This is a genomic window from Tabrizicola sp. (assembly GCF_041919135.1).
Taxonomy (GTDB): domain Bacteria; phylum Pseudomonadota; class Alphaproteobacteria; order Rhodobacterales; family Rhodobacteraceae; genus Tabrizicola.
In genome coordinates, this window is sequence record NZ_JAYRUJ010000025.1 from 38,928 (window position 1) to 45,583 (window position 6,656).

The 6,656-nt window shown below is 66.4% G+C and carries 6 protein-coding genes; all 6 read right to left on the bottom strand.

The genetic code is table 11. The features are described from left to right. Nucleotides 1-84 precede the first annotated feature (84 nt). The gene (locus ACE3UA_RS15750) at nucleotides 85-900 is read right to left on the bottom strand and encodes a transporter substrate-binding domain-containing protein (RefSeq protein WP_374646790.1); all 816 of its coding nucleotides are present in this window, start codon (nucleotides 898-900) and stop codon (nucleotides 85-87) included. A gap of 229 nt (nucleotides 901-1,129) precedes the next feature. Beyond that, a complete protein-coding gene (locus ACE3UA_RS15755; protein ID WP_374646792.1) occupies nucleotides 1,130-1,939 on the bottom strand; it encodes an ABC transporter permease in 810 nt (269 codons plus the stop codon). A 6-nt stretch (nucleotides 1,940-1,945) separates the two neighbouring features. Further along, on the bottom strand, nucleotides 1,946-3,187 hold the full coding sequence (locus ACE3UA_RS15760) for an ABC transporter permease (protein ID WP_374646794.1): 1,242 nt from the start codon (nucleotides 3,185-3,187) through the stop codon (nucleotides 1,946-1,948). Nucleotides 3,188-3,190: 3 nt separating this feature from the next. Next, on the bottom strand, nucleotides 3,191-4,312 hold the full coding sequence (locus ACE3UA_RS15765) for an ABC transporter ATP-binding protein (protein ID WP_374646796.1): 1,122 nt from the start codon (nucleotides 4,310-4,312) through the stop codon (nucleotides 3,191-3,193). Between the two features lie 24 nt (nucleotides 4,313-4,336). Then, entirely contained in the window at nucleotides 4,337-5,377 is a 1,041-nt protein-coding gene (locus tag ACE3UA_RS15770) for an ABC transporter substrate-binding protein (RefSeq protein WP_374646798.1), read from the bottom strand. 131 nt (nucleotides 5,378-5,508) lie between these two features. Next, a complete protein-coding gene (locus tag ACE3UA_RS15775) occupies nucleotides 5,509-6,555 on the bottom strand; it encodes a M24 family metallopeptidase (protein ID WP_374646800.1) in 1,047 nt (348 codons plus the stop codon). Nucleotides 6,556-6,656: the final 101 nt, after the last annotated feature.

The window sequence follows — 6,656 nt, forward strand, 5'->3', positions numbered from 1 at the left end:
CCCTGGGACGGCACGGCGATAGCGGGCGGAAGGATGGGGCGAAGGCAGAGGCGGGCGGCGCGGGCCGCCCGCCACCGGGTCGGTTCACTCGCTGTAGTCCTTGCCGTACCATTTGGTGGTAAGCTGGCTGAGCGTGCCATCGGCCTTCATCGCCGCGATCGTCTCGCCGACCTTGGCGGTCCATTCGGCATCGCCCTTGTCGGCGACGATCGCCAGCGGTTCCTGGAAGGCATAGTCGCCCGGCAGGACCTTGATAGGATAGCCGTTCTTGATCGCGCCCAGCACGGTCTGCTCGCCCGAGATCACCGCATCGACGCGCACGCCGTCGCCCAGCCGCAGGTCGTCGAAGGGCAGCATCGAATCGGCGTAGGTCTTCACCTCGCCCGGTTCCAGCCAGTATTCGACCGGCGGCACGCCGGGCGCGTCGATCACCAGGCTGCGGTTGACGTATTCCTCCGAGGTCGTGGCCGTTTCCACGCCGATCCGCTTGCCGTTCAGCTCTTTCGGGTCGGTGATGGTGCTGTCCTGGTGCACCGCGAACACATAGGGCGTGTAGTAGTAGATCGCCGCGAAATCCAGCACCTCGGAGCGCGGCTTGGTCGGCGTGATCGAGCCGACCGCCACATCCCAGCGCCCGCCCCAGCGCCCGCCGGTCATCACGCCCCATTCCGGGGTGTCGAACTCCGCCGTCACCCCGAGGCGCTTGGCGATCTCGTTGGCGACGTCGATGTCGAAACCGACAAGCTGGTTGCTGTCGTCGAGAAAGCTTTGCGGAGGCCAGCCCGCATTGGTGGCGACCTTCAGCACCTTGGTCGAGGTCACCCGGTCCAGGGTCTCGCCCGCATTGACGGCGGGCGTCAGGAAAACGGCCGCCAATGCGCCGATCAGAGCCAGTCTCATCTTCTTCTCCTCCCTCTGGATTGTGCCCGTCGCCGCAGGCCCTGCGACAGAGGACGATTGTTGTCATACGTCTGTCAACACCGATCTGCTTTCGCCGGAAGGGTTGCGGGACGCGGCCGGCATCGCCACGGATGCCGACCGCAAACGGGCGCGGCCCGCACCAGGACGGTGCGGGCCGCATTGTCCGGTCCTGCGCCGGAACCCTGGGAGGGCGCTGCCGCGGCCTTCTTCAGCGCGCCTTCCTGCGGGTCAGCAGGGCCAGGGCGGCAAAGAGCAGGATCGACAGGATCAGCAACATCGTCGCCGCCGCCATGATCGTGGGATTGATCTGGTCCCGGATGCCCGAGAACATCTGCACCGGCAGGGTCCGCTGTTCCGCCGCGGTCAGGAACAAGGCGACGACCACCTCGTCGAAGGAGGTGGCGAAGGCGAAGATCGCGCCCGAGATCACACCGGGCAGGATGTTCGGCAGCGTCACCCGGAAGAAGGCCGAGAGGCCCGATGCGCCCAGGCTGTTCGCGGCACGGGTCAGGTTGGTGTCATAGGTCGAAAGCGTCGCGGTGACGGTGATCACGACGAAAGGCGTCGCCAGCGCGGTATGGGCAAGGACCAGGCCCGCGCGGGTGTTGGTCAGCCCGAACGCGCCGAAGAACAGGTAGCTGCCGACGGCCACGATCACGATCGGCACGATCATCGGCGAGATCAACAGCGCCATGATCGCCCGGCGGCAGGGGAAATCCGGACGGGCGATCCCCAGGGCGGCCAAGGTGCCCAGGGTGGTGGCGAGGATCGTGGTCAGGACCGCCGCCACGGCGCTGTTGACCATCGCCTCGAACCAGCGCGGGTTGCCGAACAGATCCTCGTACCAGCGCAGGGAGTATTCCCGCACCGGCAGGGTGAAGAACGGGTCCTTCGAGAACGAGAGCGGCACGATGATGAACAGCGGCGCGATCAGGAACAGCATGACCGCGACGGCGAAACCGACGACGAGGATCCGCGACAGGCGCTCGGACGGGGTTGCATAGGACGGAAGCCACATGATGGATTACCCCAGCTTGATCTTGTCGGCGCCGACAAGGCGCAGGAACAGGCCGTAGATCGCCAGCGTCACCAGAAGCAGCACGACGCCGAGTGCGGCCGCCAACCCCCAGTTCAGATCGCGGTTGATGTAGACCGAGATGAAGTTCGAGACCATCTGGTCCTGCGGCCCGCCGACCAGCGCGGGGGTGATGTAATAGCCCAGCGACAGGATGAAGGTCATCAGGCAGCCCGCGACCACGCCCGGCAGGGTCTGCGGCGCGTAGATCCGCCAGAAGGCCGAGGTCGGCCCGGCGCCCAACGAACGGGCTGCGCGCAGCTGCGTGGGCTGGATCGAGCGCATCACCGAATACATCGGCAGGATGGTGAAGGGCAGCTGGATATGGGTCATCGCGGTGACGGTGCCGAAGCGGGTGAAGATCAGCTGCACCTTCTCGGTGGTCAGGTGCAGCGCCATGAGGACCGCGTTGATTACCCCGTCGGATTGCAGAAGCACCACCCAGGCGGTCGTGCGCACCAGAAGCGAGGTCCAGAGCGGCAGGAGCACCATCAGCATCATCACTGCCGCGATGCTCCGAGGCGCGATGGTCAGGACATAGGCCACCGGATAGCCCAGGATCAGCGTCAACCCGGTGACGATGCCGGCCACCAGAAGCGTGCGGCCGAGGATCGGCAGGAAGATCGCCTGATCCGGGGCCACGCCCTCGATGCCGCCGGAGGGCGATTGTTGCAGGTCCACGGCGGTGAGCAGGTAATAGGGGGTCAGGCCCGCCCCGTTGCGGCGGATCACGCTCCAGGTTTCGGGGGCGGCCCAGATGTCGCTCTGGTCCAGGAATGCCTCGCGGTAGGGCCCGGCCTCCAGCCCCGCCGCCATCCGCGACGCGGCCAGAACCTTGCTGCGCATTCCAGGGATCTCGTAGTTCAGCCGCTTGCCCACCTGCGAGGCGGTGCTGTCCGCCTTGGCCTGCTTCAGGTCGGCGGCGAGGGCGGCGAAGACCGGCTCGTCCGGGGTCGAGACTCCGTCCCAGCTCTCCAGCGCGGTCAGGGTCCGGGGCAGGATGCTGCGGGTCTCGGGATTGTCGACGGCCGTCACCAGGAGGGAGAGGATCGGCGCGATGAAGGCGAGGATCAGGAACCCCACCAGCGGCAGCGCCAGCGACAGCGCGGCCCGGCGGGCGGGGCGCGCGGCGCGGCGCACGGCGACGAAGGTGCGGATGCGTTCGATGTCGACCGTTTCGGTGACGCTCATCTCTCAGCCCTCCAGCAGGCGGCAGTCGGCGGGGGCGCAGGTGAGGTGGACGGTGTCACCCGTGCCGATGCTGCGGACCGAGGTGACCGGAACCCTGGCGGTCACGATCTGTCCGCCGAAGGCCGCGACGGACAGGCGCATGTGATCGCCCAGGAAGAACATGTCCGCCACCTGGCCGGAGAAGAGGTTGCCCTGTGCCGCCGGCGGTTCGCCGGCCAGCCCGATGTTCTCGGGCCGCACGGAAAGCGACAGCTCGGCCTGTCCGCCGGACAGGGCCGTATCGGCCGCCTTCAGGGTCGAGCCGTCCGCCATCCGCACCACGGCAAGGCCCGCCTCGCGCCCGACCAGCGCGCAGGGCATGGTGTTGTTCTCGCCGATGAATCCCGCGACGAAACGGTTCTCCGGCGCGTTGTAGAGGGTCTTCGGATCGGCCAGCTGCTGGATGCGCCCGTCGTGGAAGACGGCGATGCGGTCCGACATGGTCAGGGCCTCGGACTGGTCATGCGTGACATAGACCATGGTGATGCCCAGCGAGGTCTGCAGGTGCTTGATCTCGATCTGCATCCTTTCGCGCAACTGCTTGTCCAGCGCGCCCAGCGGTTCGTCCATCAGGACGAGCGAGGGTTCGAACACCAGCGCCCGGGCCAGGGCCACCCGCTGCTGCTGGCCGCCCGAAAGCTGCGCCGGCCGACGGTCGCCCATCGCCTCCAGCCCGACGCGGCCAAGCGCGCGGGCGACCTTCGCGCCCGCCGCCGCGCCCTTGATGCCGCGATAGCGCAGCGGGAAGGCCACGTTCTCGGCCACGGTCATGTGCGGAAACAGGGCATAGTTCTGGAAGACGAAGCCGATGTTGCGCTTTTCGGGCGGCAGGCGCTCGACCGGGTTGCCGTTCAGCAGGATCTGCCCCAGCGTCGGCCGCTCGAACCCGCCCAGCATCATCAGCGTGGTGGTCTTGCCCGAGCCCGAAGGCCCGAGCATGGTCAGGAACTCGCCCTTGGCGACATCCAGGTTCAGGTCTTTCACCACATAGTGGATGCCGTCATAGGACTTCTTCACCTGTGAAAAACGGACGAGCGCATCCTCGCTCCTGACCGTCGTGAACGTGTCGGCTGGCATGGCATTCATGATGCGCTCTCCTCTTTCCGCGGCCTACTGGGCGAGCCAGGTGGTGAACCGCTTGCGGATCTCGTCGCCGTTGTCGGCCCAGAAGGCATTGTCGAGCGTGAGGGCGACGGTCATGTTCGCCGGGCTGGTCGGCAGGTTCGCCGCATCCTCGGGCGTCACGAATTCGGCGGCGGATGCGCGGACCGGGCCGTAGGGAATGTATTTCGTCGTCCCGGCCAGCACCTGCGGCTCGACCGCGTATCTGATGAACTCAAGCGAGGCTTCGGGGGTCTTCGCGCCCTTCGGGATCACCCAGTAGTTGGAATCGAGGATCTGGTTGTCCCAGACGATGCGGAAATCCTGGCCTTCCTTGTTGGCGTTGTAGATGCGGCCGTTCCAGGCGGTCGTCATCACCACCTCGCCCGAGGCCAGAAGCTGCGGCGCCTGCGCGCCCGCCTCCCACCAGACGATGTCGGTCTTGATCGTGTCCAGCTTGGTGAAGGCCCGGTCCACGCCCTCGGCGGTGGCAAGCACCTCGTAGACCTGGCCGGCGGGGACGCCATCGGCCAGCAGGGCGAATTCAAGGTTGGTCGCCGGGTTCTTCCACAGGCCCCGCTTGCCGGGGAATTTCGCGGTGTCGAACAGGTCGGCGATCACCGTCGGGCCTTCCGGCAGGGTCGCGGCGTTATAGGCCAGCGCGGTGGAATAGACGATCGTGCCGACGCCGCAGTCCGAGGTGGTGCCCCCCAGCCAGTCGGCCTGGTCGCCGATCCGGGTCCAGTCGATCTTCTCGAAGATGCCGTCATCGCAGCCCTGCAGCAGGGTCGGGGCATCGACATCGACCACGTCGACGGTGGTGTTGCCGGATTCGACCATCGCCGCGATCTTGGCGATCTCGCCGCCGTATTCCTGTTCGTCCACCTTGATGCCGGTGCTGGCGGTGTAGGTCTCGAACACCGCCTTGCGCTGCGCTTCCTGATAGGCGCCGCCGAAGCTCATCACCGAGATCGAGCCTTCGGCGAGCGCGGGCGCGGCCAGCGCCAGAAGGCCCAGAACCGGGACGGCCGTGGCATATGCTTTCTTCATCGGTTGGTCTCCACTGTTGGAACGTCCGGCCGGCGGGATGCGGGACCGGCGGTGCAGCCATGGCCGGCCTGAGGGCCGCGCTTCCTGACTTGCGGAAGGGGCGCGGACCTTCGCCCGCGCCCCTGTTCGGATCAGCCCTTGCCCTTCACGATCAGGTGCTCGGGCCCATAGGCAAAGCCGGTGATGTTGGTGTTGCCCTTGTTGTTGTCGTCGGTGATCACCAGGATATCGTGCTCGCGGTAGCCGCCAGCGCCCGGCAGGTGGTTCGGGATGGTGATCATCGGCTCCATCGAGACGACCATGCCCGGCTCCAGCACGGTCTCGCAGTCCTCGCGCAGCTCCAGCCCGGCCTCGCGGCCGTAATAGTGGCAGAGCACGCCGAAGGAATGGCCATAGCCGAAGCTGCGGTATTGCAGCAGGTTCTCGGCGGCATACATCTCGTTCAGTTCCCTGGCGATGTCGCTGCATTTCGCGCCCGGAACCAGCAGTTCCTTGCCCCGGTCATGGACCTTGCAGTTGATCTCCCAGAGCCGGATGTGCTCGTCACTCGCCTCTTCCGCGAAGAGCGTCCGTTCCAGCGCGACATAGTAGCCCGCGACCATCGGGAAGCAGTTCAAGGACAGGATGTCGCCGCGTTCGATCCGGCGGCTGGTGACCGGGTTGTGCGCGCCGTCGGTGTTGATGCCCGACTGGAACCAGGTCCAGGTGTCCAGCAGCTCGCCATGCGGCCAGACCTTCGCGATCTCGCGCACCATGGTGGCGGTCGAGTGCAGCGCCACCTCGTGTTCCGGCACGCCGACTGCCGTTGCCTCGACGCAGGCCGCGCCGCCGATGTCGGCGATCCGGGTCATCTTGGTGATATGGGCGATCTCCTCGGCCGACTTGACCATGCGCAGCCGCATCGAGGCCGCGGCGATGTCGACGAACTCCATCTGCGGGAATTCGGTCCTGAGCAGGTTCAGCGTGTCGATGGTGATATGGTCGAACTCGATCCCCAGCCGCTTCACGCCGCCGGACAGACCACGGATGGCATGAAAATAATTGTCCTTCTGCCAGTCGGTGTAGGTGACATTGCGCCCCCCGAAGGTGCGCCGCCAGGGCTGGCCGCCGTCGATGCCCGCGCTGATCGAGGTCGAGACGTCATGCGTCACCAGGGTCAGGACCCATTGATCTTCCACTTTCGGCGTGATTCAGGCTCCGCAAGGAGACTGACCTATGACCAACCTTTTTTGGCTGACGGACGTGCAGATGGCACGGCTGCAGCCCTTCTTTCCCAAGA